Genomic DNA, 22,876 nt, shown 5'->3' on the forward strand with positions numbered 1-22,876 from the left:
GTTTCAAACAGGAAATTCCATGAAAAATGACGTTCTGACATATTCTTCTGACGAACACGGTATTGTTTCCGGTGCTTCATTGCCCGTTGACAGCGAACCTGAGATTTTGTCTCTGCGCCCTAAGAGGCTGCCGGATTATATCGGCCAGACAGACACTGTTGAAACCCTTAAAATCGCGATTGAGGCGGCCAAGAAGCGAAACGAACCTTTGGACCATGTTCTTTTTCACGGTCCGCCCGGGCTGGGAAAGACAACGCTTGCCCATATCATTGCCAATGAGATGGGCGGAAATCTTACGGTAACATCCGGCCCTGCCCTTGAAAAAGGCGGTGATCTTATTGGTATTCTCACGCATCTTGAAGCGGGTGATATTTTGTTCGCGGATGAAATTCACCGGATTCCCAAAGCAGTGGAAGAATTTCTGTATCCCGCGATGGAGGATTTTGCTGTTGATTTTGTATTTGACAAGGGGGTTCATGCACGGAGCCATCGGTACCGTCTGCAACGATTTACCTTTGTGGGAGCTACCACGCGGGTGGGACTTTTATCTGCCCCGTTGAGGGACCGGTTCGGCATATTCAGAAGCCTTGATTTTTACAGCGAAGCAGATTTGATGAAGATCTGCAAACGCTCTGCCGCGCTGCTTGAAGTCGGAATTAACAATGACGGCGCGACCGAACTCGCGAAAAGGTCCAGGGGAACACCGAGAATTGTGAACAGACTCCTTAAACGCGTCAGGGATTATGCCCAGGTGCGGGCAGACGGCACAATTACAAAGAAAACCGTATCTGCCGCGCTCTCTCTGGAAGGGGTTGATGAAAAAGGGCTGACAAATCTTGACCGCCGCTATCTGAAAACCATCATTGAATTTTATAATGGCGGTCCCGTGGGAATTGAAGCCATTGCCGCCACGCTTCAGGAAGAAACAGATACGCTTGTGGATGTTGTGGAACCTTACCTTCTGAAAATTGGCCTGATGATCAGAACTTCATCAGGAAGAAAAGCTTCGAAACACGCGTACAAACATCTTGGTTTTTAAGTATCCGATGTCTGTTAGTAAGCTGGATTTTTTAAATTTTAACCATTTTTAAAGGGAGGTCAGAATGAACAGGAAACCTTTTATAATGGTTGTCATGCTGACGCTGGTGCTGTCCGTGTTTGGCAATCCTTATGCGTCATTTGCCGCCGACAACCCCAATCCGCCTTCGTCACCTGTGAAGCTCATCTTCATTCACCACTCCACCGGGGGACACTGGCTGGCTGATTCCAACAATGACGGGCCTTATGGCGGTCTCGGCACTGTGCTGAGGGATAACAATTATTATGTCAGCGCCACCAATTATTGCTGGGGACCTGATGAAATCGGCTCCCGAACAGATATTATCAATTGGCCGGAATGGTTCACCGGATCAAATCGGGATAATATCATGAACGCTGTTTATGATGAAACCGGACAGAATTTCACAGATTGTGATGGCGGCAATTTTGGGTCATGGCCCCGGTTATCGTCCGACCCGGGCGGCGAAAACGAAATCATCATGTTCAAATCCTGCTTTCCTAATTCCGATCTGTACGGCGACCCGAATGACCTGCCCCTGTCATCACCGAATGATCAGTTTACTGTGGCAAATGCCAAGGCAGTTTACAACAATCTCCTGACTTATTTTGAAACCCGGCAGGACAAATTATTTGTCATCATCACCGCACCGCCCATGTCGCAGGAAGGATACACGGCGAATGATGTATCCACGCCCGCGTCAGAGCGTGCCGCAAATGCCCGTGCTTTTAATAACTGGCTGAGAAATGACTGGCTCGGGTCTTATCCCTGCAAAAATGTTGCGGTGTTTGATTATTACAATGTGCTGACCAGCAACGGCGGTAATTCAGAAACCAATGACACAGGACAGGAAAGCGGAAATCACCATCGCTGGCACGGCGGACAGGTTCAGCATACTCAGAGCGTTTCAAACAACTATTCAGCCTACCCGAGCGTTGTCAGTCCGGACTGGGCCGATGATCATCCCACGACCGAGGGACAGCAGAAAGCCACTGCTGAATTTGCTGACCTGCTGAATGTGTTTTACCACCGATGGAAGGACGGCGGCACTGGGAGTACCACGACATCCACCACGCCCGGAACCACGACGACAACGGTTATAACCATCACAACAACGACCACAACAACCATCGGGACAACGACCACGACGAGTTCCGGGGAAACGACAACAACGACGACAATCATATCCGCGTCGAGAACGGGTCTGCGCCTTTATCCCCGGGATATTGTTTATAAAGGTGCCTTTGCCTATCCGGAGGGGGATGAGTGGGGATATGGGGGCCATGCCCTTGCCTACTATCCTTTCGGAGATTCGGGCGGAGCTGATGACGGATACCCGGGTTCCTTTTATACCGCGGGCAATGCCACGACCGGTCTGGTGGGGGAAATCAGCATTCCCGAACCGGTCATGTCTGATGATTTTAATGCCTTGCCAAAAGCTTCCGTGCTTCAGTCCCCCATGGATATCACCGGTGGTCTGATAAACAACTGTACATATTGTGAGGACTGCGAATATCGTAATGTGGACGGATTGGAATATCTGCCAAATATAAATAAGATCGTCTGGAATCTGAGGGATTGGTACAATGTCACAGCCTGTGATCAGGATTCACTGGGATGGAGTGACCCTGACATGACCGGTCCCCGAGGCGTGTGGCATATTGGAAAACGTCCCTCGGATAATTATGAATTTCATAACGGAAAAACCTGTGATTACCTGTTCAAAGCACCGGAAGATTTTGCTGACGAATATCTGGATGGAAAAAGGCTCATTGCCGGTAATCATCGGGAAAGCGGAACATATGGCGGTTCTCAGGGTCCCACACTCTTTGCGGTTGCGCCCTGGAAGAACGGCAATCCCCCTGAAAACGGACAAAACCTGGATGCTTTGGCGATGACATACTATCGCGAAAGGCTCGGCTGTGCCTGGAACGAATCCGAAGAGATGATTCCGAACCCGACATCGGGCGCGTGTGATTTCCCGGATTATCGGGCCATGGACAGCTGGACAGGCGGAGCCTGGGTGCAGAGCGGAGGCATAAGTGCCATCCTGATATTCGGCAGAAAGTCAGCAGGAAACAATTGTTACGGAACCCAGGAAGCGTGCGGAGACCCCTGCAATATGGATAAAGGCTACCACGCATATCCCTATGAAACTCAGATTCTTTTTTACGACCCGGAAGACCTGAAAGCCGTGATTTCCGGAACTAAGGAGCCATGGCAGGTGATGCCATATGACAGGCACAGCCTTTCGGACAGGGTGATTGGCGGGGAATGTGCCACATTGGGAGCCGCGGCCTATGATGAAGAAAACGGGCTGATATATGTGACCGAACAGGAGGCGGGTCAATCAGGAGAGCCTGTGGTTCATGTATGGAAAGTCGTGCCCTTTGCTTCCGCGGATACGGACAACAACGGGAAAATTGAGCTTACAGATATCATTTCGTCTCTGAAACAAGGAAAGCTGAGAGATGTGATACTGAGTCTGAGACTATTGGCAGGTTTTTAATTTTACCTTGTCACATTATCAGTAGATGGAAAAAAGCCCCCGGCGATCTCGTTCCCACGCTTCGCGTGGGAATGCAGCGCGGACGCTTCGCGTCCCGAATCCGTCCGCCGCACATGACGCGAAGCGTGGGAACGAGATGTGTGGGAATTTTTCATCTCCTGATTATAAGCTGACGGATTGAATTTATTCTGATTATAACGGATTTGGGGGAGCCTGGTAACGCCCCGTGGGGGCGGCATATTCGCCCGGTTGCTACAAATATGCCGCCCCCACGGGGCTTGGCGGGTACCTGCAAACCTGCTGCTACAAATATGCCGCCCTTACAGGGCTTGGCCGGTCCTCCCCTAAATCCGTTATAATCAGAATTTATTAAATGCGGAAAACATTACCTTAAAATCGTTGTTTACCACAGACTTCATCGGAAATAAGAATCAGTGACCAAAACAGGGACATCCGGAGTATCAGACTTGCAGTTTGGCCAGGCGTGCCTGTCCGCCGGAGGAATCCTGGTATATTGACAAACTGCAAGTCCGGCACTCCGGATGTCTGGTCATTTATTTTCGATAATGTCTTATCATTTGGCATGTACCAGCGTTCCTGGTTCCGCCGTCAGGCGGGCTGTGACCGCCTGAATGCGGAACTGCGAACCTGAAATAAACGAGAAAAATGAGAGAAGGATATCACCAAAAATTTTTTCCATTTGCTGATAATGATCAGCGTTGAGGAGGTAAGAATGAAATTTATAAAAATGTTGTCTTTCATGGGATTGGTTTTTATTTTTTCTGTATTTTTTTCAAATGATGCGATGGCCCAGGACAAAGCCACACCGGGAGATGTCGTAAAAAAAGTTCGGGAAGCAGTGAAGTTTTTGTCTCAAAGCGGTGAAGTCGGACTGGAAGCGTTTAATGAGAAAAACGGCCCCTGGGTTTTTAAAAACACCTATATCTTCGTCTTTGACTGTAATGAAGGCGTAATCGTTGCCCACGCCATAAAACCCAAATTTGTCGGGAGAAATTTAATGGGATTAAAAGATGTGAGGGGCAACTATATTTTTGTTCAACTTTGTGAGGTCGCCAAACTGCCGGAAGGCGGATGGGTAGAATACTGGTGGCCGGAAGTAGGCAAAAAAGAGCCATCCCGAAAAGTAAGCCTGATGCTTCAGGTTCCGAATACGCCCTATCAGGTCGGAGCCGGTATTTACGATGAAGATAAGAGTGTTGAAGATTTGAAAAAACTTCTCAAAAAGTAATGCGGTTTTCCAGTTGTCGGTTATCTGTCGGATGTTTTTCAGCGCGGACACCTGATAACTGACAGCTGACAACTGACAGAGGAATGCCATGAAAATAACAACAAAGATCATGTTGTTTGTCCTGATAAACCTTACACTATATCTCACTTCTTTTGGGCTGACCCAGTTTTACAACAGTAAGACATATAAATATCAGCATCTTAATTCCAAAATCAAAAGTTTTGAATCCAGTCTGTTAAGCACCATTATATTTGAAAAAAATTACGCAAAGCATCCGAATGATGAAGCCGCAAAAAAGGTGCTTTCAAATATTAAGAAAAATACCGAACTTCTGGAAGGGATTATTCGCAAGGCAACAGAAAAGGAAAAAGACCTTAAAAACCTTTTAAAATTGCTTTCAACTTACAAAGACAAATTTACGTTGCTGGTCAGAAATAATGATAAAATCATATTATTAATCACCAAATGGGATAATTTATTTAAAAACTTTCATAAAAAATCAGACCAGGTGGCCCGGGAAATTGATAATATCATCGGCATGACTTATCTTAATGCAGAAGATGCTGACCCGTTATATGGTTCATTTGCGATATCAAACAAAAATATTATCAATGCACTCAGCGAAGTTTCTCTGGCGGTGAACAAAGACCTGCTGTTAAATAACAGAGAAAAACAATTTTTGGAAGTTTATAAAAATGCCTTGGCGACCCTGAATAAAGAAAGAAAAAACATTCTGGCTTTGGCAAAATACGCGAAAAAGGATATGTTTAGCGACTTTTCAGCATATGCGGAAAAGAATATTATTGATATTGAAAAACTGACCAACCAGATCCATGTAATCTGGTTCGAAAATACACAGATCATATCAGAACTCGACATTGTAAGGAAAGACATGACATTCGGAGAGGAGGGGATCGCCACATGGATTCAGGCTTCTCTTAATGAAATCAGAAAAACAAATTTCAGATATGCGCTGACAGCATTTTTTCTTATTCTGCTGGTTCTGATTCTCGGGGCAATAATTATTCTGCGGTCAATTCATCGGCCCATCAGAAAATTGACAGACATGGTGATTGACTTAGCCGAAGGAGAAGGGGACCTGAGTAAACGTCTTGAACTGAAGTGCGAGGATGAGATGGGCGAGCTGGCAAAATGGTTCAATATGTTCATTGAAAAGATACAAACCATGATAAAAGAGGTTGCCCAGAACGCTGAAACGCTGACCGCGTCCTCATATAGCTACCTGGAACTTTCCGATCAGATGTCCCAGGGCGCAGGCCGAATGTCCGAAATTTCAAACAGCGTCTCTTCCGCCACCGAGGAAGTTTCAATGAACATCAACACCATGGCATCCGCGGCCGAGGAAATGAGCGCAAATATCCAAAGCATTTCCTCCACCGCGGATCGGATGTCTGAGAACATGAACGCGGTAGCCCTTTCAATAGAAGACATGGCAACGGCAATCAGTGACATTGCCCAGAATGCTCAGGACGGTGCCACGGTTTCAAGTGAGGCTATGACAATGGCAAAAGCAGCGACAAAGGTCATGAACAGTCTCGGTGAAGCAGCAACGGAAATCGGTGAGGTCACCAAAGTCATCACGAGAATAGCAGAACAGACAAATCTGCTTGCGCTCAACGCCACAATTGAAGCAGCTTCCGCAGGCGAGGCAGGCAAAGGATTTGCCGTGGTTGCAAATGAAATTAAGGAACTTGCCAGCCAAAGTGCCGGAGCCGCTGAAAATATTGCCAAACGCATCGGAGGGGTACAGAGAAATACCGAAGGGGCTGTCAGGGCCATTGAGGATATTCTGAGTATTATCAAAAAGATAAATGCATCGGTCATCATCATCACCAATGCGGTTGAGCAGCAAACTCACACGACCAACAATATTACTTCCAATGTCCGACAGGCGAACATCGGAGCCGGAAATATTGCCTCCTCCATTGCCGAGGTTTCCAAGGGGGCCAACGATATGTCAGGAAACGCGGGCGAAGCTGCAAAAGGTGCCAATGAGATGGCCTTCAATATTCAAAATATCAGTGAGACTGCCTCCGAAGCGAACGCAAGAGCCAGAAAAGTGAATGCCTCGGCCGCGGAACTCTCCAGTATCGCTGTTCAGCTTCGGGAACTGGTCGCCAAGTTCAAGATATAAAGCAACAGGCCGGTGAGATATTGAAAAACCTGCGGGACGGAATGCTGATCCGAGAATGCTAAAGAGAATTCAGACAAAAACAGCCTGAATCCCCTAACATAAGGTGATAATTCAATGAATCACATTACAAAAATGCTCAGACAATGGCTCATGCCTTTGCAGGGAGACCAGACGCCCCTTTGGCTGGTGGGCGGAGCTGTGCGGGATCATCTGCTTTCCCGTGTTCCCAAAGATATTGATCTGATGTGCCATGACGCGGAAGCCATGGCAGGGAAGCTGGCCGCAGCCAAGAACGCGGCTGTGGTTCCTTTCCGAAAAAAAGCTGACGAACCCTGCTTTCGGGTCGCGGACAGAAAATATCCGGATACTTTTATTGATATTGTTCCGATGCGCGGGGATACAGTGGCTGCTGATCTCAGACACCGGGATTTTACGATTAACGCCATGGCCATCCGGGTTGAACAGGACGGAAATCTGGGTGAGATCATTGACCCCCTGAACGGGGCCCGGGATTTGGAGAAGAGGCTTGTCCGAATGACAGGGCCGGCGGTCTTTTCCGCTGATCCGCTTCGGATACTGCGGGCGGTACGCTTTGCCGCCATGCTTGATTTTACCATTGAGGAAACAACCCTGACAGCAATGCAGCACCATTTCAGTCTGATTCAGCACACCGCGGCCGAGCGGATTCTGGCTGAACTGCTTGAAATTTTCAGAACCGGACACAGTGCCTTTTTTATTCGCCTCATGGATGAGCTGGGGATTCTGGATGTCATTTTTCCTGAAATCAGACATATGAAAGGCTGCACTCAGAACACATATCACCACACGGATGTGTGGAATCATTCGCTCATGGTCCTGGAGATATGTGAATATGTTGTGAATCACTTGCAGGAGTTCTTCGGATCCGTGGCAGAGGAGGTGGCGGATAATCTGAAACCCGGGAACCGGATTCCTCTGCTGAAATTGTCGGCAATGCTTCATGACGTTGGCAAGCCCATGACCCGGGGCGTGAAAGAAGATACCGGGCGGATCACGTTTTACGGCCATGACAAAAAAGGGACGGAAATCGTGTCTCAGATTACTCAGCGACTGCGGATGTCATCACGGGATCAGGAATTTGTCCGCAGGATGGTGGCGGAACATCTGAATGTTCTCAATCTCTTTTTTTACAAAGTCAGACCGACCACACGAATGCGATGGTTTCGCAAGCTGAAACATGACTGTATTCCCATCATCATTATGGGAATCGGTGATATAAGGAGTACGTTGGGACCGGCCTCAACCGAAGAAAGAAGAGAAAATCATCTTCGCTGGTCCCAAAATACGGTAAAGGAATATTACAGAAAAATAAAGAAGCAGTTGGAGCGTCATAATTTCATTACCGGAAAAGACCTGATGGACATAGGGATGTCCCCCGGGCCGGAACTGGGAGATGTTCTTCGAAAAATCAGAGAGGCCCAGGACGCGGGGCTGATCAGAAACCGGGAAGCGGCACTGGCAATGGCTAACGAATTCACAAAGGGGATAAAACAGACATGATCTTAAAAATGATATAATCCAGCAGGTTCAATTTTTCGATTCTCAGTTTATCGGCAGCCGGACCGTGAATGTTGTTCCTTTTCCAACCTGAGACTCAACAAGGATTTTTCCGCCATAAGATTCAATCATTTCCTTACTGGAAGCCAGCCCCAGTCCGGTTCCGGTGGGACGGTCATCACTGGCGGTCAGCGGTTTGGTGGTGAAGAACGGATTAAAAATTTTTTCCTTTCTTTCTTCAGGAATGCCATGACCTGTATCAGATATTTTTATAAGGATGGCTTTATCTTCTGCCAAGGTAGTAATGGATAAGAGCTTTATATTGCTTTTATACATGGCATCAGCAGCATTTTTAATTAAATTTCCAAGGCCCTGGCTGAAATGTGCATAAACGCAGCGATAGGGCGGTAATGGTTTTATATTCAGTTTTGTTTGAATTTCATGTTTGAAAAAGGGATTTGATCGGAGCAGCTCAATCTGATCTTTAAGGACTTCATTCAGATCAATATCCAGAAATTCGGCTTTACTTTCCCTGCGACTGGTCGTCAGAATGGTGCTGATAATATGCTTCATTTGGACGGCTGCTTTTCTGAGTATCATTATATTCCGATTGTCAGGATATTTCATTGCAAGGAGCTGCGCACTTCCCATGATTGCCTGGAGAGGGTTGTTGAGGTTGTGTACAATCCCTGCCGCATATCTTCCGATGACCGCCATTTTCTCTGCGTCAATCAGTTGCCTGGTGCGTACTCTGACCTGCTCATTCAGGGTTTCGTTCAGTTCCTGAAGCTGGTCTTCCACGGACTTCAGCCGCATGAAAACCCGGACTTTTGCCAGAAGTTCTTCCTTATCAAATGGTTTGCTGATATAATCATCCGCGCCGGCATTATACCCTTCAAGGCGTTGTTCCAACATGGTCCGGCTGGAAACCATAATGATTTTGATAAAACCAAAACTGCCGTCTGCTCTGATCTGCCGACAGACCTCATATCCGTCCATCCCTGGCATGATAATATCCAAAAGGAGCATATCCGGTCTGAAGGTCTGAAGCGTTTTCAGGGCATCATCTCCGCTGTATGCTTTCTCAACCAGATATTCAGTTTCCAAGATGTTACTGATGGCCTCTACCACTAATGGCGAATCATCCACAACCAGTATTTTGTTTTTAGAAGTCATGCTTCGGATTTCAATGGGGCTCATACTTCAATTCCTATTCATACCAATCATAAAATCTCATCTGTTGTGTCATTTCTGATTTCCCGGGAATGACATTTTTCTGATTATAACGGATTTTGGGGAGGCCGTTTCGACAAGCTCAACGACCGGTTCCGGGCGGTTCACGTTTCGACAAGCTCAACGACCGGTTCCGGGCGGCTCCCGTTTCGACAAGCTCAACGACCGGTTCCGGGCGGCTCCCGTTTCGACAAGCTCAACGACCGGTTCCGGGCGGCTCCCGTTTCGACAAGCTCAACGACCGGTTCCGGGCGGTTCACGTTTCGACAAGCTCAACGACCGGTTCCGGGCGGCTCCCGTTTCGACAAGCTCAACGACCGGTTCCGGGCGGCTCCCGTTTCGACAAGCTCAACGACCGGTTCCGGGCGGCTCCCGTTTCGACAAGCTCAACGGTTTCCATTTTCCCGTCCTGAGTTTGTCCGAGGGGACCTTTCGGAGAATCCGGAACATACGTCTTTTTTCCGTGTGTTCCGCGGTTTTCCCGGGGCCTCCCCAAAATCCGTTATAATCAGACATTTTTTATGATGGGTTATTTCTTGCAAATGGTATAGCACCTTAGCATCATGCTAAAATAAAATTTTAGCACTCCTTATTTCCTGGGGCGATGATAGGCAAGGGCCTGAGCCATGGCCACCCTGTTTCCCGCGGAATCTTTTACTTCCACCTGCCAGAGACTTAATTTGCGCTTTAAATCAAGCGAACTGGCCTCCGCGGTGATCGTATCCCCCGGAGACACGGCCCCCAGAAAATTGATCTTCAGTTCCACGATCAGCGTCTGATATTCTGTGGTATTGGACGCCACAGCAACAGCCTGGTCAGCCAGACAGGATATGGACATGCCGTGCGCACGATCCAACGCGTTAAGATATTCCGGTCTGATATGAAGTGACAGACGGGCATAAGCATGTCTCACTTCTTCCGCGCGGATCCCGAGGAAAACCGCCATAGGATCCCTTGCCACCACTTCCGTCGCATACTTTATGTTTTCATCAATACTCATCTTTTAAACACGCTTCCCTCTCTGTATCAATTATCAATGGAAAGTATTCCAAAATGCTCGCCCGGGATTGACAAATCCCGGGCCTTTCCGACGGATTTGTCAATCCACCGGGAGCGGTCCCGGGCATTTCCGACGGATTTGTCAATCCACCGGGAGCGGTCCGGGACATTTTCTAGCTGCTGATTCTCAATTCTCAATTCTCAAATTCAGCTTTTAATTCCGAATTTGTCAAGACGATGCCACAGAGAGCGATAATTAATATCGAGCAACTTTGCTGCTTTTTTTTTGTTTCCGCCGCTGACATCAAGGGCCTTTCTGAGATAGGCCCTCTCAATTTCTTCCAGAATTTTATCCAGTGAAACTCCCTTTGCCACCGCGTCCAAATCAGGCATCGGGCCTTTCTTATCTTCCTCCCATTTTCGCTTATGGATGGAAAGGGCGAGGCTGTCCGGCAGAATAATATTTGTGCTGCTGAGAGCCACGCTTCGTTCTATCAGGTTTTCAAGCTCCCGAACATTTCCGGGGAAGTCATATTTATTTAATAAATCAATGGCATAAGATGATATTTTTGAAATTTTTTTTTCCATTTTTCTGGAATATTTTTCAAGAAAATGCTGGGCAAGAATACGAAGATCACTCTTTCTTTCCCTGAGCGGAGGCACTTTTATCTCTATCACATTCAGACGATAAAACAGGTCTTCTCTGAAACGTCCGGCAATCACCTCTTTTTCCAAGTTTCTGTTGGTGGCAGAAATAATTCTGACATCCACGGAAATATCTTCATTGCCGCCCACTGCCATAAACATTTTATTCTGAACAGCCTTGAGCAACTTTACCTGAATCGGTGCGATGACCTCCCCGATTTCATCGAGAAAAACCGTGCCTTTGTCAGCAGCTTCAAAAAGACCTTTTTTATCGTTGTCCGCGCCTGTGAACGCTCCTTTTTTATGGCCGAAAAACTCGCTTTCCATCAATGTTTCAGGAATACTTCCGCAATTAATCCCCACAAAAGGTTTGTCCCGCCGGTCACTCTGATCATGGATGGCCCGTGCAATCAGTTCCTTGCCAGTTCCGCTTTCACCTGTAATAAGGATATTTGTCTTGGTTTTGGCGACCTGCCGGACCATCTCATAGATATGCATCATTTTGGGACTGTTTCCCACGATCAGCCCAAAATGCTGATGCTTTTTCAGTTCGTGGCCAAGAATCTCCTTTTCATGTGCGATGGTTTTCAGTTCCAAGGCTTTTGCGATGGTCTGCTTCAGCTCGTCCGTGTCAAAAGGCTTGGGCACATAGTCATAAGCCCCTTCATTCATGGCTTCAACCGCGGTCTCGGCCGTGGCATAAGCTGAAATCATTATCACCACAATATTCGAATTCTGCTTTTTCGCGGCCCTTAACACATCAATACCGGTAATATCTCCGAGCCTGATATCACAAATCAGAAGATCAAAATATGTTTCTTCAACCATGGAGATGGCAGTGTTACCGTTTTCCGCGCATGACACATGATATCCTTCTCTTTTCAGCATAAATTCGAGCAACTGACGCATGCTGAGTTCATCATCCACAACCAGTATATTATGATGACTTTTCTTTAGCATATCTTTAATAATTGATAATTGATAATTGATAATTCAAAAAAATCTGCGATGTATCCATCTCGGAATATGAAATTTGCGTTTATTAAACAATACACCTAAAATTGAAGTATTCATGGAACGGAGTTCATCCACCATCTGACTGACAATCGGCCTTCTTGTCGCATCTGCTTCTATGACAATCATAATATCATCTGCGGCCCTGGAGAGAATTCTCGCTTCAGTCCCCTGGTAAAAAGCCGGCAGATCCACGATGATCAGATTGAAATCTTTTTTTAATATATCAAACATATCTGACCAATGCGGCATCTGTGCCGCGACATGCCTGTAGTTTTTTATGTGTCCGGTGGGGAGAAAATTCAAATGATCAGATTCGGCCCAGGGAAAAATTGCCTCTTTCAGAGGAAATGCCTTATTTTCCGTAAGCCAGGGAACCCATCCTTTTTCGGGATTTTTTGCTGATTCGGACAGGCTGGGATGATACACATTCATATCAATGAGCAATATGGAATAATTCGCCATCAGCTCCACGGCCGCGGCCGCGATATTCAGGCAGCAATAAGTCACACCGACTTTCGGATCCGGGCCTGTGACAAAAAAGACCTGTTTCTGATCCTGATTAAATCGGTCATATAAACGATGAATGACAAATGTGTGTTCAGGTGTCATAATGATTTTTTTTCATTGAAGATTGATGATTCAAACAGCGCGGCCAGGCGTTCAACATTTGTTCGCAACTCAAAAGCGTGCCGCACGAAGGTTCTGCCGTTCCGGGCGATATGACTGGCCTGATCAGGATTGGCATATATGGCTGACAGAGTTTCCGCCAGCGCGGACGCATCGGCCGGGGGGACGAGCCAGCCTGTTTCTCCGTGTTTTACCAGCTCGGGAATCCCTGAAATATCCGAAGCCGCGACCGGCAAATTGCAGGACATGGCTTCCATCAGAGATACCGGAATGCCTTCCATTCTCCCTGACGGAGTAATAATGCTGGGCTGAACATAGCAATGGGCCGTGGGCAGCACCCGGGCCACTGCTTTCTGGGGCAGGGGACCGAGAAGCTCAACCATGGCAGTCAGATTCATCTCGGTGATCATCCTTTCCAGAACAGGACGTTCTTCGCCATCACCGATGATACGACATCGAAAAGAAATCCCCTGCTCACGGAGCAACGCACATGACTGAATAAGATAACGATATCCCTTCTTAGGCTCCAGCCTGCCGATGCTGAGTATTTCAAAGCGTTCATTGTGCTGATTTATGTTGTGTCTCGGCCTGTAGTTCTCTGTCCGGATACCGCAATGAATGACATGGGTTTTATTCCGCACCCGGGAACCCGCGGCATCAGAGAGAAACTCACGGTTATACTCTGAAATGGCAATGATGAACACCGCGTCACGCAGTTTGGTGTCCAGCATTTTCTGATGCACAAAAATATCGTTCGCGTGGACCGTGACACTGAAACCAATGCCGGTAAGCTGATGAATTAACCAGGCAGCCAGCGCCGGATAAGTGGCAAAATGGGCATGGATATGCTCAATGCCCTGTTTTTGCATCTCACGGGCCATAAGCATCACTTTCGGGAATAATACCACAGCCCGGGAGAGAATTTTCAAAGAGGCCCGGTTTTCCCGCACCACAAGCGCCCAGAGAGAGGCATACGCAAAGGGGTCTCTGATAAGGCAGTCCCAATTTGTCTTCAGCACATCCGGCGACACAAAAGGAAAGTGCCGGATCCGTGGGATCCATGACTCAGCTTCCTCGTGAATGACAGATTCTTTCTGAAAAATCAGCGGATAAAGTGCAATATCATAGCCCAGACGTTCCAGCTCGTTCATCTCTCTCAGAATAAAGGTTTCCGATAATTTCGGAAAGCGTGTCATCATATAAGCAATCTTAGGTTTCATTTTTCAGTTGTCACTTGAAGAACGCAGAGCCGTCCCGGAGGCAGTTGAAATCGCACACGGGTTCGGCGGCCGTCAGCATTGATTTTTTGCTGAAGCAGGTTGTTTTTTCCTTCCGGGCTTTTTTCCCGGAGCGTCATCTTATAGGTTCCGGGTTTCAGAAGATACAGATCCGCACCCATTGAACGGGGTTCAGACCCAAAATGGAACAGTTCCGCGGAAAAGTTTTCCTGGCCGGATTGTGTCACCAGCGCGGCAATATCACGGGACCGTGTAAGCCAGCGCACGGCATTCAAAGGAAAATAGGCCATATTGCCGGGATCGCCTGTGAGCATACTGAAAAGGACTTCAGTATCTAAGGATTCTCTTCCCCTGAGTCCCATTTCACGGAACCATTTTCGCGGAAGTTTGAGAACACGATCAGTATAACGTACCTCACTTGTGAATCCTTCAAAATTCTGGCTCACAGCCTGAGCGCTCTCCTTCATGGCTTTGAGGAGAACATATTTATTTCCGGTGATCAGAAATTCCCCATACCCGCCATGTTTTATTAACAAGTTATCATAATGTGTATCTCCGGTCAAGGCTCGATATTTAGCCAATGTCGGAATAAGAAATTTCATTTTGGACGCACACCACGCTTTTGATCCCTTTTTGGGATTTCTGACCGGGTTTTGCAGATATTTCTGATAAAGCTTTGCCATGGCACGCATGGGAGCAAGATATTTCTTATCTCCTGTCATGTAATAAGTGAGGAGCAGGGTGTCGTTCATCATCCATATTTGAGAAGGCCAATTGTACAACTTGCTTCTGCCACGGGTACGGGGTTTCCACCAGTGTTCTGACTTATTATCTCCGCCTGCCCGGCCATCGGGCCAGTGAATGACCGATGGCAAAATGCCCGGAGGCTTTTTCTGTTCGCCGCGCATGGCCGCATCTGTCCAGTTGTTCATCCAGGCCGTGAAAAGTTCGGATAATCCTTTGTCACCTGTCCGCTGCCACAAAAGCAGGGCAGGCTGAACAACCCGGGGATGGTAAATCGTATCATACGCGCTTTGTCTGCCTTTCAAACCATAATCAACGCGGTCAGCCGTGAAATAAATATTCTTAAACTGGAGAAATCCGCGCGCGTTCTTCCCTGTCCATTTGGTTCTCATTAATTCACTTAGGTTCATGGCCCGTTTCCGCCACTCAGGATCATTCGGACGAAGGTGCATCATGGGTGTGATCGTGTCAGCCGTGTCCTCTGCTGTGTGTTCCACATCGCTCATAATGGTGGTATAGCCTTTTTGCATATGTTCCCGGGCCAGCAGCGCATTGGAAAATCGTTCCTGAGCCGCTGTTATTTTGGGATCATCAAAGCCGATCATCACCGGTGTCCACCATCGCCACATTTCACAATCATCTCCCCAGCCCCCGCCAAACTGACCATCCTCACGCATACGGTTGTCAATCCACCAGTGAATGATATCGGTCAGGCCCTCAATTGCCCTGCGTTGCAGATTGGCCCATTCCGGAGCCTGCGGATGAGAAGCATAATGTCCGGGCCAGGGCACAGGCTCACCGAGGTACATCCGGACAATTCGGTTTTCAGGGAAGGCGTTGCCTGTCTCTCTGAAACAGGTGAGGATATCCCGGATTAATTTCTTTCTCTTATTGCTTTTATTTTTCTTTTGTTCAACAATATTCCATACGTTCATACGGGCTTTGTAAAAACACATGACCGGATAAAGCGGACATGTCTCAGATATGGGCTGAGGATATGCGTCATGAAAAAAATGTCTCAGATATCCTTTTTCCCTGATAACATCCTTTGTTCTGGTCTTATCACGATACGCCGAACCGACCCATAACTCAATGTCATGAATCATCTTTTTTATATCTGAAAGCTTCAGATTCGGCCTCCGAATCGGCTTATGTTTTATTAACGTCTCCAACTGTTTCAGATAGTCCAGACGGTCCGCATCGCTGTCAGTGCTGCCTGCCTGGTAAATGAGTTTTGAGATTTCTGAGGCCGTATCAGGGGATTTAAAATCTTTGAAAGTTTTATCTGATGCCAAGACATCACCCCCAGGCAAAAGGCAAAGTGCCAAAATGAGAATCACCAGGTTATTTTTTATCATATTTTAATGTCTCTTCCTCACGTCTCGGGACCCGTTTCCAAAGGGGAGTCTGACGACCCCTCAGAAAGCGCCAGAGTCCCACCAGGGCTGCGATGTTGCTGTTCACCAAAAATGTTGGCAGATACAACAGCTTTCCCATTGTATTCTTACGCTCTATGCCATTGCCGATCACGGCCATGATGTAAAAAGCACACTGAAATATCATTAAAACCTGATAAATCAGCAGAGTGTCCGACCGGGCCGCCAGCATGAGATTGGTCAGCAGCGCGCCGATCATGAACAAAGGCACGAGCGGCCGCATAAATTTATGTGAGACAATCTGCCAGACCAGCAGTGGACGGCGCAGCGGCAAAATTTTCCAGGCCATGAAAATGGCCTGAAATCGTCCCGCGATAATTCTGGAACGGCGTTCCATCTCATGTTTGGCAGACACAGAAACACGCTCATAAGACGGAACTTTTGAGGCGTAAATCACACGATAGCCGCGGCGGATGATCCCCATTGCCAGATGAAAATCAATCGCGCCAATAGCCTTATGGCTCGGGGCCTCAAACAAATCCCGCCGAATTGCCATGGAATCGCCGGTAGCGGCAGTACAGCAGCCCAGACGGGTTTCCTGTCTCAGAATAAAGGATTCATACCGCCAATAAAGCCCTTCGGATTCGCCCAGGGCGCCATCCCCGCGCAGAATGGATTTTGTTCCGGTGACAACGCCGACATCTGGGTCGGCAAAAGGAGCAACCAGTTCATGTATCGCGTCCCGCTCAAAAAAATTCGTGGCATCGGTTAAGACGATAATTTCTCCTCGCGCCAAAGCCATGGCCTGCTGAATCGCGGCCATTTTACCCCCGCGGATATCATTGTGGCTGAGTTCCACACATGCATCCGCATATTGACGAACAATTTCCGCTGTTCGGTCCTCAGATCCGTCATTAACCACCAGGATCTGAAATTGCCTCGGAGGATAATCAAGCGCGAGGCTGTTTTCTATTTTCTGAGCAATGACCGCCTGTTCGTTATATGCCGGAATCAGCAATGTGACAGATGGGGTTGTGAGCGGATACGGCTTTGGTTCAGGACGGGTTCGGGCCAGCAGGGCCAGCAAAGCCGGATAACCAAAATAAGTGTAAAGAATACTGAAAATAAATAACCAGAATAGTATTTCAATCAAATTATTATCCTTTTCTTTTGAAACTTGAAACTTGAAACCGTTATAATCAGCGGCTTTTAGTTCGTAGTTCCGCCTTTAGGCGGTGTCGCACCGCCTAAAGGCGGAACTACGAACTGGTCTGTTCATTCCTGGAAATCGCCTTAAATCCTAATCTCATTTATGAAAAAATAAATCCAGCAGATCAAAAATTTTTTCCGGAGTGCAAAAATAAAGCGAAGCGATTTTTTGCATAGCGAAGCGATTTTTTGCATCATTCCGGAATTATTTAAATATCCGGTGCAAAAAACCGCTTCGCTTAATTTTTGCACTCCGGATTTAGGCAAAACTGCGATCTGCTGAATATAAAATGTCATTCCTGTGAAAGCACAAATGACATGACGTTGGTATAATTTTCAATTCTCAATTCTCAATTCTCAATTCCCAAGCATGATTCAGTTTTTCCAATAATTCTTCGCATAAAAGTTCTATGTCCGGGGACAGTTTTATGGTTTTGCCTTTTCCCACTGATGAGGGGTGTACTTCTGTGAGTATTTGCGCTCCGGGAAAATCATGGCCCAGAAATTTGTAAATTTGCTGCATATTTTCAAGGGGATTTGCAACAAAGTTCTCATATCTGCACATCATCACCCGGGGGTGCTGATCAAGTTTCAGTTCAAAAAAGAAATGATTCCGAACAAACCAGAACAGGGCTGCCGCGTCATACGGATTCATGTCTTCTGCAAAATATCTGATCACGATTTTTCTGACCTCTTCAGAAACATGCTCAGATCGCCAGTTATGAGGCTCTTTTTCAATAACGGGCCTCAGATTATTGATGCCGTTTTTCAGTCCGAAACGCCTGAGATTGGACGCTGCCACGTCTTTGTAGTTCCGATACATCCATAATGCCCCGGAATTTGGGAAATAATCAAGAAGGTTCAGAGAATTCTGAGTTTCCACCAGCGGTTTTAAGACAATCACAGGGGCTTTGTCTTTTTCAAGCATTGATTTTACTGTATTCAGTGAATTCAGCCGGATTCCGGATATGCTGTTACGGGATAATTTGCTTACTTCTTTATACACTTTTACGCTTAAATCTTTATCAAAGATTCGTTCTGTCACCAAGGTTGTCCCTGAACGCTGACACCCGATAATAAACAAAATTTTTTTCTGATGATTCTGTCTGAATTTAAAACAATGATAAATCTCTTTGAACAGACGAAATATTTTTCGACTGATTTTATTTTGAAAAAAATTTGAAGACTTTGGGTTTGACATCTTCATAAGTCAGCTTTCTTTCTGATTTGAGCAGTTAATTCTGTCCTCGCGGGAACATTTGAGAACCGTCCTTTATTTCTGCCAAGTTAAAATTGACAGGTATCATAGAAAGGGATAAAAGGCATGTCAAATAAAAATCATTTTAGTATAGAGGAGACTTTTCTGAATGGAATCTGTATTGTTTGAAAAAAAAGGACCTGTGGGATGGTTTACGTTAAATCGTCCGGAAGAGCGTAATGCGCTGTCTCTGGAACTGATGGAAGAGATGCAGGAGAAACTGAATTGCGTTTCAAAAGACAGGGATGTCCGTGTTGTTGTGATTAAGGGGAACGGCCCTGCCTTTTGCGCGGGACATAATCTGAGGGAGATGACCGAAGATGATTGCGATATTCGCCACTTTCGCAAAATTTTCTCAGTATGTTCTGACATGATGCAGACCCTTCACAAGCTGCCTCAGCCGGTCATCGCCCAAGTTCATGGTATTGCCACAGCCGCAGGATGCCAGATCGTTGCAGCGTGTGACCTTGCCATTGCGGAAACCGGGGCCCAGTTCGCCACTCCGGGGGTAAAAATCGGTCTTTTCTGCTCCACTCCCATGGTTCCCCTCTCCCGGGTCATCGGAAGACGACGGGCATTAGATATGCTTCTGAGCGGTCGTTTCATTTCGGCCGAAGAAGCCGAAAAATTCGGGCTTGTAAATAAAGTGACTGATCCGGATAAGCTGGCAGAAGAAACCGAAAAATGGGCAATGGAATTTGCTCAGTACAGCCTGTTTACGCTGGAATTCGGGAAAAAAGCCTTCTATACCCAGGCAGACTGGGATGAACCTTCCGCTTATAACTATGCAAAGGAGGCAATCGCCATAAACTGCCTCGCTGAAGACGCTCAGGAAGGTATGAAGGCTTTTGTGGAAAAACGTGAACCTGAGTGGAAGGATCGTTAGAAATTTGTGATTTGTGATTTGTGATTTGTGATTTGTGATTTGTGATTTGGAATTTGTGATTTGTGATTTGGAGTTTGGGACCAATCACCAATAACAAATCACAAATAAACAATGACAAATCACAAATAAACCGATTAACGTTTTGAAAACTGAAACCGTGCTCTTGCGCCCTTTTGTCCGTATTTTTTCCGTTCTTTGACTCTGGGATCACGTTTGACAAAACCAGCTCTTTTCAGGCTTTGTCTTAAATCAGGATCAATCTGAATAAGCGCTTTGGTGATGCCGTGACGGATGGCACCAACCTGACCTGAGGTTCCCCCTCCTATTACCTTGACTTTTATGTCATAAGATTCGAGGTTATTCGTAAGGACAAGCGGCTGGGTCAGAATAAGCTTTGCCGATTCAAGTGAAAAATATTTTTCCATGGGCCGGTTATTGATGATAATCTCACCTTTTCCGGGCGTTAACCATGTCCTGGCAATTGCAGTTTTTCGCTTACCAGTCGCGTAATAAACGTTTTCTTTCTCCATTGGCTTCCTCTTTTATGATAATTCCATAACCTCAGGCTGTTGAGCGCTGTGAGGATGTTTATCTCCTGCGTAAACTTTTAATTTTTTGAAAAGCTTCCTTCCAAGCCTGTTTTTAGGCAGCATCCCCTTTACTGCAAAACGGATAATATCTTCAGGTCTTTTTTGCAAAAGTTCTTTTGCATTAATCGTTTTAAGTCCTCCGATATAACCACTGTGTCTGTAATAGTTTTTCTGCTCCAGTTTTCTGCCAGTAAAAACGATCTTATCCGCATTGATAACGACAACACTGTCTCCTGTATCCGTATGAGGCGTATATAAAGGATTATGCTTACCTCTGAGACGGGCAGCGATTACTGTCGCTATCCTCCCGAGTACGGCTCCTTCCGCGTCAACAAGAAACCATTTACCCTCGTTATCAGACTCTTTTGCACTGTATGTGTATTTTTTCATTTGTCTCACTCCTGTTTATAAAGAATCCGATTATTTAAAATAAAAAATACGCTTGTGTCAAGGAAAAAATTACTTTTGCGTTTAAGCAGTCTGGAATTGACATCATAAATATTTTTCATATATAAATTAATTTTACGCAAATTTTAATCGCCCGGTTTTAATTATCCGGAGTGCCAAACTGCAAGTTTGGCTCTTCGGAAAAACAAATATTGCCAAACTGCAAGTTTGGCACTCCGGAAAAACAAATATTGCCAAACTGCAAGTTTGGCACTCCGGAAATATGCTTGAAATACAGGAATGAACGAAATGGAACCTTTGGAAGTCGAAGTAAAATTTTATATACCGGATATCAGCCCCATACGCAACCGCATTCTTGAACTCGGAGCAGTTTCCACGGGCCAGGTCTTTGAAAGCAACATACGTTTTGAAGATGAAAATAAAACGCTGATGAAAAAAAAGTTCCTTTTAAGACTCCGTAAAGACTCAAAAACAACGCTTACGTTCAAATCCCCCCCTCCTGTTGAAGACACTCAGTTTAAAATACATAGGGAGTTGGAAGTTGAAGTGAGTGATTTTCCCACCATGAAACTTATTCTGGAGTCTCTTGGTTATCATAAGGAACAGACCTATGAAAAATGGCGGGAGACTTTTACGTTAAATGATACAATGTTATGTATAGATAAAATGCCCTATGGAAATTTTTTGGAAATTGAAGGGAAAAAGGAGAATATCAGAAACCTGGCGTGTAAAATTGACCTGAGATGGGAAGAACGGATTCTGACGAATTATCTTGCAATGTTCTGCCTCATAAGACAAAAATCAGAGTTGTCTTTTTCTGATGTTACTTTTGATAATTTTAAAAACTTTGATATTGACTTCGGGGAATATCTTCCCTTTTTTGAAGTCGGAACGCTTTAAATTATGCTATCTGTTTTAACATTTAATTTACGTTTCGGATTGGCAAATGATGGTCCCAACAACTGGTCCCGCCGTAAAAAAGCCTTTCCTTCTCTTTTAAAGACATATCAGGCGGATTTCATCAGTTTCCAGGAAGCCAATGATTTTCAGACGGATTTCCTAAAAAAGATTCTGAATGAATACAACGTGATCGGAGAAAAAAAGGCGGTACTGCCCTTTTGGCAGAACAACATCATTTTTTATAAAAAAACCTGGAAATGTGTTTATCACGAACATTTTTTTCTGAGTCCCACGCCAACGATACCGAGCCGTTCCCGCAAGAGCCGGTGGCCCAGACAATGTACCATGGGGATATTCAAAAAAGAGGATATGAGTGTCATATGTATTAACACCCATTTTGATTTTGATGCCGAAGTTCAGACCGAAAGCGCCAGAATTATTACGGAGCGACTCTCACATTTGCCGTCTGATTTGCCTGCCTTTCTCATGGGAGATTTCAACGCGTCGCCTTCGGATCCATGTTATAAAATATTCACTGAACAGATCAGGGAACCAACTGTAACAGAGGGGAATTTTAAAAACATATTTGAAGAACCTTTTCCCGGAACCTTTCATGGCTTCACAGGAAGAACAGACGGAGACCATATTGACTGGATTCTTTATCGCGGCAGGCTTGTTCCAAAACATGCCAAGATTATTCAGGATATGTTTGATGGCATTTATCCCTCGGATCACTTTCCGCTCCATGTAACATTTATATAATAACGCCATATGCAACTTTTTTTAACTGAAGAGAACACGGACAGATTAATGCCACAAAGGCACACAAAGAGGCTTCGTGAAACTTCGTGCCTTCGTGCCTTCGTGACAAGAAAAATAGCCACAAAGACACAAAGACACAAAGGAACCACAAAGAGGCTTTGTGAAACTTCGTGACTTGGTGTCTTAGTGGCAAGAAAAATAGCCACAAAGACACAAAGACACAAAGGAACCACAAAGAGGCTTCGTGAAACTTCGTGTCTTTGTGGCAAGAAAATAGCCACAAAGACACAAAGGAACCACAAAGAGGCTTTGTGAAACTTCGTGACTTGGTGTCTTAGTGGCAAGAAAAATAGCCACAAAGACACAAAGACACAAAGGAACCACAAAGAGGCTTTGTGAAACTTCGTGACTTGGTGTCTTAGTGGCAAGAAAAATAGCCATAAAGACACAAAGACACAAAGGAACCACAAAGAGGCTT

20 protein-coding genes are annotated in these 22,876 nt (G+C 46.0%); 9 read left to right on the plus strand and 11 right to left on the minus strand.

The features are described from left to right. Window positions 1–19: 19 nt before the first annotated feature. Window positions 20–1,039, plus strand: a complete 1,020-nt coding sequence (ruvB, locus tag dnm_RS24225) for a Holliday junction branch migration DNA helicase RuvB (protein WP_207679461.1) — start codon at window positions 20–22, stop codon at window positions 1,037–1,039. Between the two features lie 64 nt (window positions 1,040–1,103). Beyond that, window positions 1,104–3,566, plus strand: a complete 2,463-nt coding sequence (locus dnm_RS24230) for a hypothetical protein (protein WP_207679462.1) — start codon at window positions 1,104–1,106, stop codon at window positions 3,564–3,566. Window positions 3,567–3,568: 2 nt separating this feature from the next. Here dnm_RS24230 and dnm_RS24235 read toward each other — a convergent pair whose 3' ends face one another. Next, on the minus strand, window positions 3,569–3,805 hold the full coding sequence (locus tag dnm_RS24235; RefSeq protein ID WP_207679463.1) for a hypothetical protein: 237 nt from the start codon (window positions 3,803–3,805) through the stop codon (window positions 3,569–3,571). A 275-nt stretch (window positions 3,806–4,080) separates the two neighbouring features. On the opposite strand from dnm_RS24235, the gene dnm_RS24240 reads away from it, so the two are divergent. The 4 genes from dnm_RS24240 to dnm_RS24255 all read left to right on the plus strand — a co-directional run bounded on the left by dnm_RS24240 (window position 4,081) and on the right by dnm_RS24255 (window position 8,509). After that, a complete protein-coding gene (locus dnm_RS24240) occupies window positions 4,081–4,218 on the plus strand; it encodes a hypothetical protein (protein ID WP_207679465.1) in 138 nt (45 codons plus the stop codon). Between the two features lie 81 nt (window positions 4,219–4,299). Beyond that, window positions 4,300–4,815 carry a cache domain-containing protein gene (locus dnm_RS24245; RefSeq protein ID WP_207679466.1) on the plus strand — a complete coding sequence of 172 codons (516 nt, stop codon included), beginning with the start codon at window positions 4,300–4,302 and terminating at the stop codon, window positions 4,813–4,815. 88 nt (window positions 4,816–4,903) lie between these two features. Continuing rightward, window positions 4,904–6,970: a methyl-accepting chemotaxis protein gene (locus dnm_RS24250; RefSeq protein ID WP_207679467.1), complete on the plus strand. Its 2,067-nt coding sequence runs from the start codon at window positions 4,904–4,906 to the stop codon at window positions 6,968–6,970. A 114-nt stretch (window positions 6,971–7,084) separates the two neighbouring features. Further along, window positions 7,085–8,509: a CCA tRNA nucleotidyltransferase gene (locus dnm_RS24255; protein ID WP_207679468.1), complete on the plus strand. Its 1,425-nt coding sequence runs from the start codon at window positions 7,085–7,087 to the stop codon at window positions 8,507–8,509. A gap of 42 nt (window positions 8,510–8,551) precedes the next feature. On the opposite strand, the gene dnm_RS24260 is transcribed toward dnm_RS24255, so the two are convergent. From dnm_RS24260 to dnm_RS24295, 8 genes are all read right to left on the minus strand, one after another. Beyond that, window positions 8,552–9,706, minus strand: coding sequence for an ATP-binding response regulator (locus tag dnm_RS24260; RefSeq protein ID WP_207679469.1), 1,155 nt, complete (start codon window positions 9,704–9,706; stop codon window positions 8,552–8,554). Between the two features lie 622 nt (window positions 9,707–10,328). Beyond that, window positions 10,329–10,739 (minus strand): PaaI family thioesterase, encoded by a 411-nt coding sequence (locus tag dnm_RS24265; protein WP_207679470.1) that lies wholly within the window; start codon window positions 10,737–10,739, stop codon window positions 10,329–10,331. Between the two features lie 206 nt (window positions 10,740–10,945). Beyond that, entirely contained in the window at window positions 10,946–12,343 is a 1,398-nt protein-coding gene (locus dnm_RS24270) for a sigma-54-dependent transcriptional regulator (RefSeq protein ID WP_207679471.1), read from the minus strand. A gap of 33 nt (window positions 12,344–12,376) precedes the next feature. Next, a complete protein-coding gene (locus tag dnm_RS24275; RefSeq protein ID WP_207679472.1) occupies window positions 12,377–13,009 on the minus strand; it encodes a tyrosine-protein kinase family protein in 633 nt (210 codons plus the stop codon). Continuing rightward, window positions 13,006–14,247 carry a glycosyltransferase gene (locus tag dnm_RS24280; RefSeq protein ID WP_207679473.1) on the minus strand — a complete coding sequence of 414 codons (1,242 nt, stop codon included), beginning with the start codon at window positions 14,245–14,247 and terminating at the stop codon, window positions 13,006–13,008. Before dnm_RS24280 ends, dnm_RS24275 begins: the two co-directional genes overlap by 4 nt. Beyond that, window positions 14,244–16,367 (minus strand): hypothetical protein, encoded by a 2,124-nt coding sequence (locus dnm_RS24285; protein WP_207679474.1) that lies wholly within the window; start codon window positions 16,365–16,367, stop codon window positions 14,244–14,246. The genes dnm_RS24280 and dnm_RS24285 overlap by 4 nt, the downstream gene beginning before the upstream one ends. Further along, window positions 16,354–17,538, minus strand: a complete 1,185-nt coding sequence (locus dnm_RS24290) for a glycosyltransferase family 2 protein (protein WP_207679475.1) — start codon at window positions 17,536–17,538, stop codon at window positions 16,354–16,356. The genes dnm_RS24285 and dnm_RS24290 overlap by 14 nt, the downstream gene beginning before the upstream one ends. Before the next feature lie 399 nt (window positions 17,539–17,937). Further along, window positions 17,938–18,801: a sulfotransferase family protein gene (locus tag dnm_RS24295; protein WP_207679476.1), complete on the minus strand. Its 864-nt coding sequence runs from the start codon at window positions 18,799–18,801 to the stop codon at window positions 17,938–17,940. Window positions 18,802–18,961: 160 nt separating this feature from the next. On the opposite strand from dnm_RS24295, the gene dnm_RS24300 reads away from it, so the two are divergent. Continuing rightward, window positions 18,962–19,738, plus strand: a complete 777-nt coding sequence (locus dnm_RS24300; protein ID WP_207679477.1) for an enoyl-CoA hydratase — start codon at window positions 18,962–18,964, stop codon at window positions 19,736–19,738. 134 nt (window positions 19,739–19,872) lie between these two features. Here the strand turns inward: dnm_RS24300 and rpsI are convergent, their stop codons facing one another. Together rpsI and rplM are read right to left on the minus strand one after the other, a co-directional pair. Continuing rightward, on the minus strand, window positions 19,873–20,268 hold the full coding sequence (gene rpsI, locus dnm_RS24305) for a 30S ribosomal protein S9 (protein WP_207679478.1): 396 nt from the start codon (window positions 20,266–20,268) through the stop codon (window positions 19,873–19,875). Window positions 20,269–20,280: 12 nt separating this feature from the next. Beyond that, window positions 20,281–20,718 carry a 50S ribosomal protein L13 gene (rplM, locus tag dnm_RS24310; RefSeq protein ID WP_207679479.1) on the minus strand — a complete coding sequence of 146 codons (438 nt, stop codon included), beginning with the start codon at window positions 20,716–20,718 and terminating at the stop codon, window positions 20,281–20,283. Between the two features lie 306 nt (window positions 20,719–21,024). Between rplM and cyaB the strand changes: the two genes are divergently transcribed. Both cyaB and dnm_RS24320 read left to right on the plus strand, forming a co-directional pair. After that, the gene (gene cyaB, locus dnm_RS24315) at window positions 21,025–21,636 is read left to right on the plus strand and encodes a class IV adenylate cyclase (protein ID WP_207679480.1); all 612 of its coding nucleotides are present in this window, start codon (window positions 21,025–21,027) and stop codon (window positions 21,634–21,636) included. Window positions 21,637–21,639: 3 nt separating this feature from the next. Beyond that, a complete protein-coding gene (locus dnm_RS24320; RefSeq protein WP_207679481.1) occupies window positions 21,640–22,398 on the plus strand; it encodes an endonuclease/exonuclease/phosphatase family protein in 759 nt (252 codons plus the stop codon). The last annotated feature ends 478 nt before the right edge of the window (window positions 22,399–22,876 follow it).

Origin of the sequence: Desulfonema magnum (genome assembly GCF_017377395.1) — a bacterium.
Lineage (GTDB): Bacteria > Desulfobacterota > Desulfobacteria > Desulfobacterales > 4be13 > Desulfonema_C > Desulfonema_C magnum.

Coding starts and splice junctions, on each gene's coding strand:
- dnm_RS24270 (WP_207679471.1), bottom strand. CDS start 12,343: ATGCTAAAGAAAAGTCATCATAATATACTGGTTGTGGATGATGAACTC.
- rplM (WP_207679479.1), bottom strand. CDS start 20,718: ATGAAAAAATACACATACAGTGCAAAAGAGTCTGATAACGAGGGTAAA.
- dnm_RS24275 (WP_207679472.1), bottom strand. CDS start 13,009: ATGACACCTGAACACACATTTGTCATTCATCGTTTATATGACCGATTT.
- dnm_RS24235 (WP_207679463.1), bottom strand. CDS start 3,805: ATGCCGCCCCCACGGGGCGTTACCAGGCTCCCCCAAATCCGTTATAAT.
- dnm_RS24295 (WP_207679476.1), bottom strand. CDS start 18,801: ATGAAGATGTCAAACCCAAAGTCTTCAAATTTTTTTCAAAATAAAATC.
- dnm_RS24260 (WP_207679469.1), bottom strand. CDS start 9,706: ATGAGCCCCATTGAAATCCGAAGCATGACTTCTAAAAACAAAATACTG.
- cyaB (WP_207679480.1), top strand. CDS start 21,025: ATGGAACCTTTGGAAGTCGAAGTAAAATTTTATATACCGGATATCAGC.
- dnm_RS24255 (WP_207679468.1), top strand. CDS start 7,085: ATGAATCACATTACAAAAATGCTCAGACAATGGCTCATGCCTTTGCAG.
- dnm_RS24320 (WP_207679481.1), top strand. CDS start 21,640: ATGCTATCTGTTTTAACATTTAATTTACGTTTCGGATTGGCAAATGAT.
- ruvB (WP_207679461.1), top strand. CDS start 20: ATGAAAAATGACGTTCTGACATATTCTTCTGACGAACACGGTATTGTT.
- dnm_RS24300 (WP_207679477.1), top strand. CDS start 18,962: ATGGAATCTGTATTGTTTGAAAAAAAAGGACCTGTGGGATGGTTTACG.
- dnm_RS24250 (WP_207679467.1), top strand. CDS start 4,904: ATGAAAATAACAACAAAGATCATGTTGTTTGTCCTGATAAACCTTACA.
- dnm_RS24280 (WP_207679473.1), bottom strand. CDS start 14,247: ATGAAACCTAAGATTGCTTATATGATGACACGCTTTCCGAAATTATCG.
- rpsI (WP_207679478.1), bottom strand. CDS start 20,268: ATGGAGAAAGAAAACGTTTATTACGCGACTGGTAAGCGAAAAACTGCA.
- dnm_RS24245 (WP_207679466.1), top strand. CDS start 4,300: ATGAAATTTATAAAAATGTTGTCTTTCATGGGATTGGTTTTTATTTTT.
- dnm_RS24265 (WP_207679470.1), bottom strand. CDS start 10,739: ATGAGTATTGATGAAAACATAAAGTATGCGACGGAAGTGGTGGCAAGG.
- dnm_RS24285 (WP_207679474.1), bottom strand. CDS start 16,367: ATGATAAAAAATAACCTGGTGATTCTCATTTTGGCACTTTGCCTTTTG.
- dnm_RS24230 (WP_207679462.1), top strand. CDS start 1,104: ATGAACAGGAAACCTTTTATAATGGTTGTCATGCTGACGCTGGTGCTG.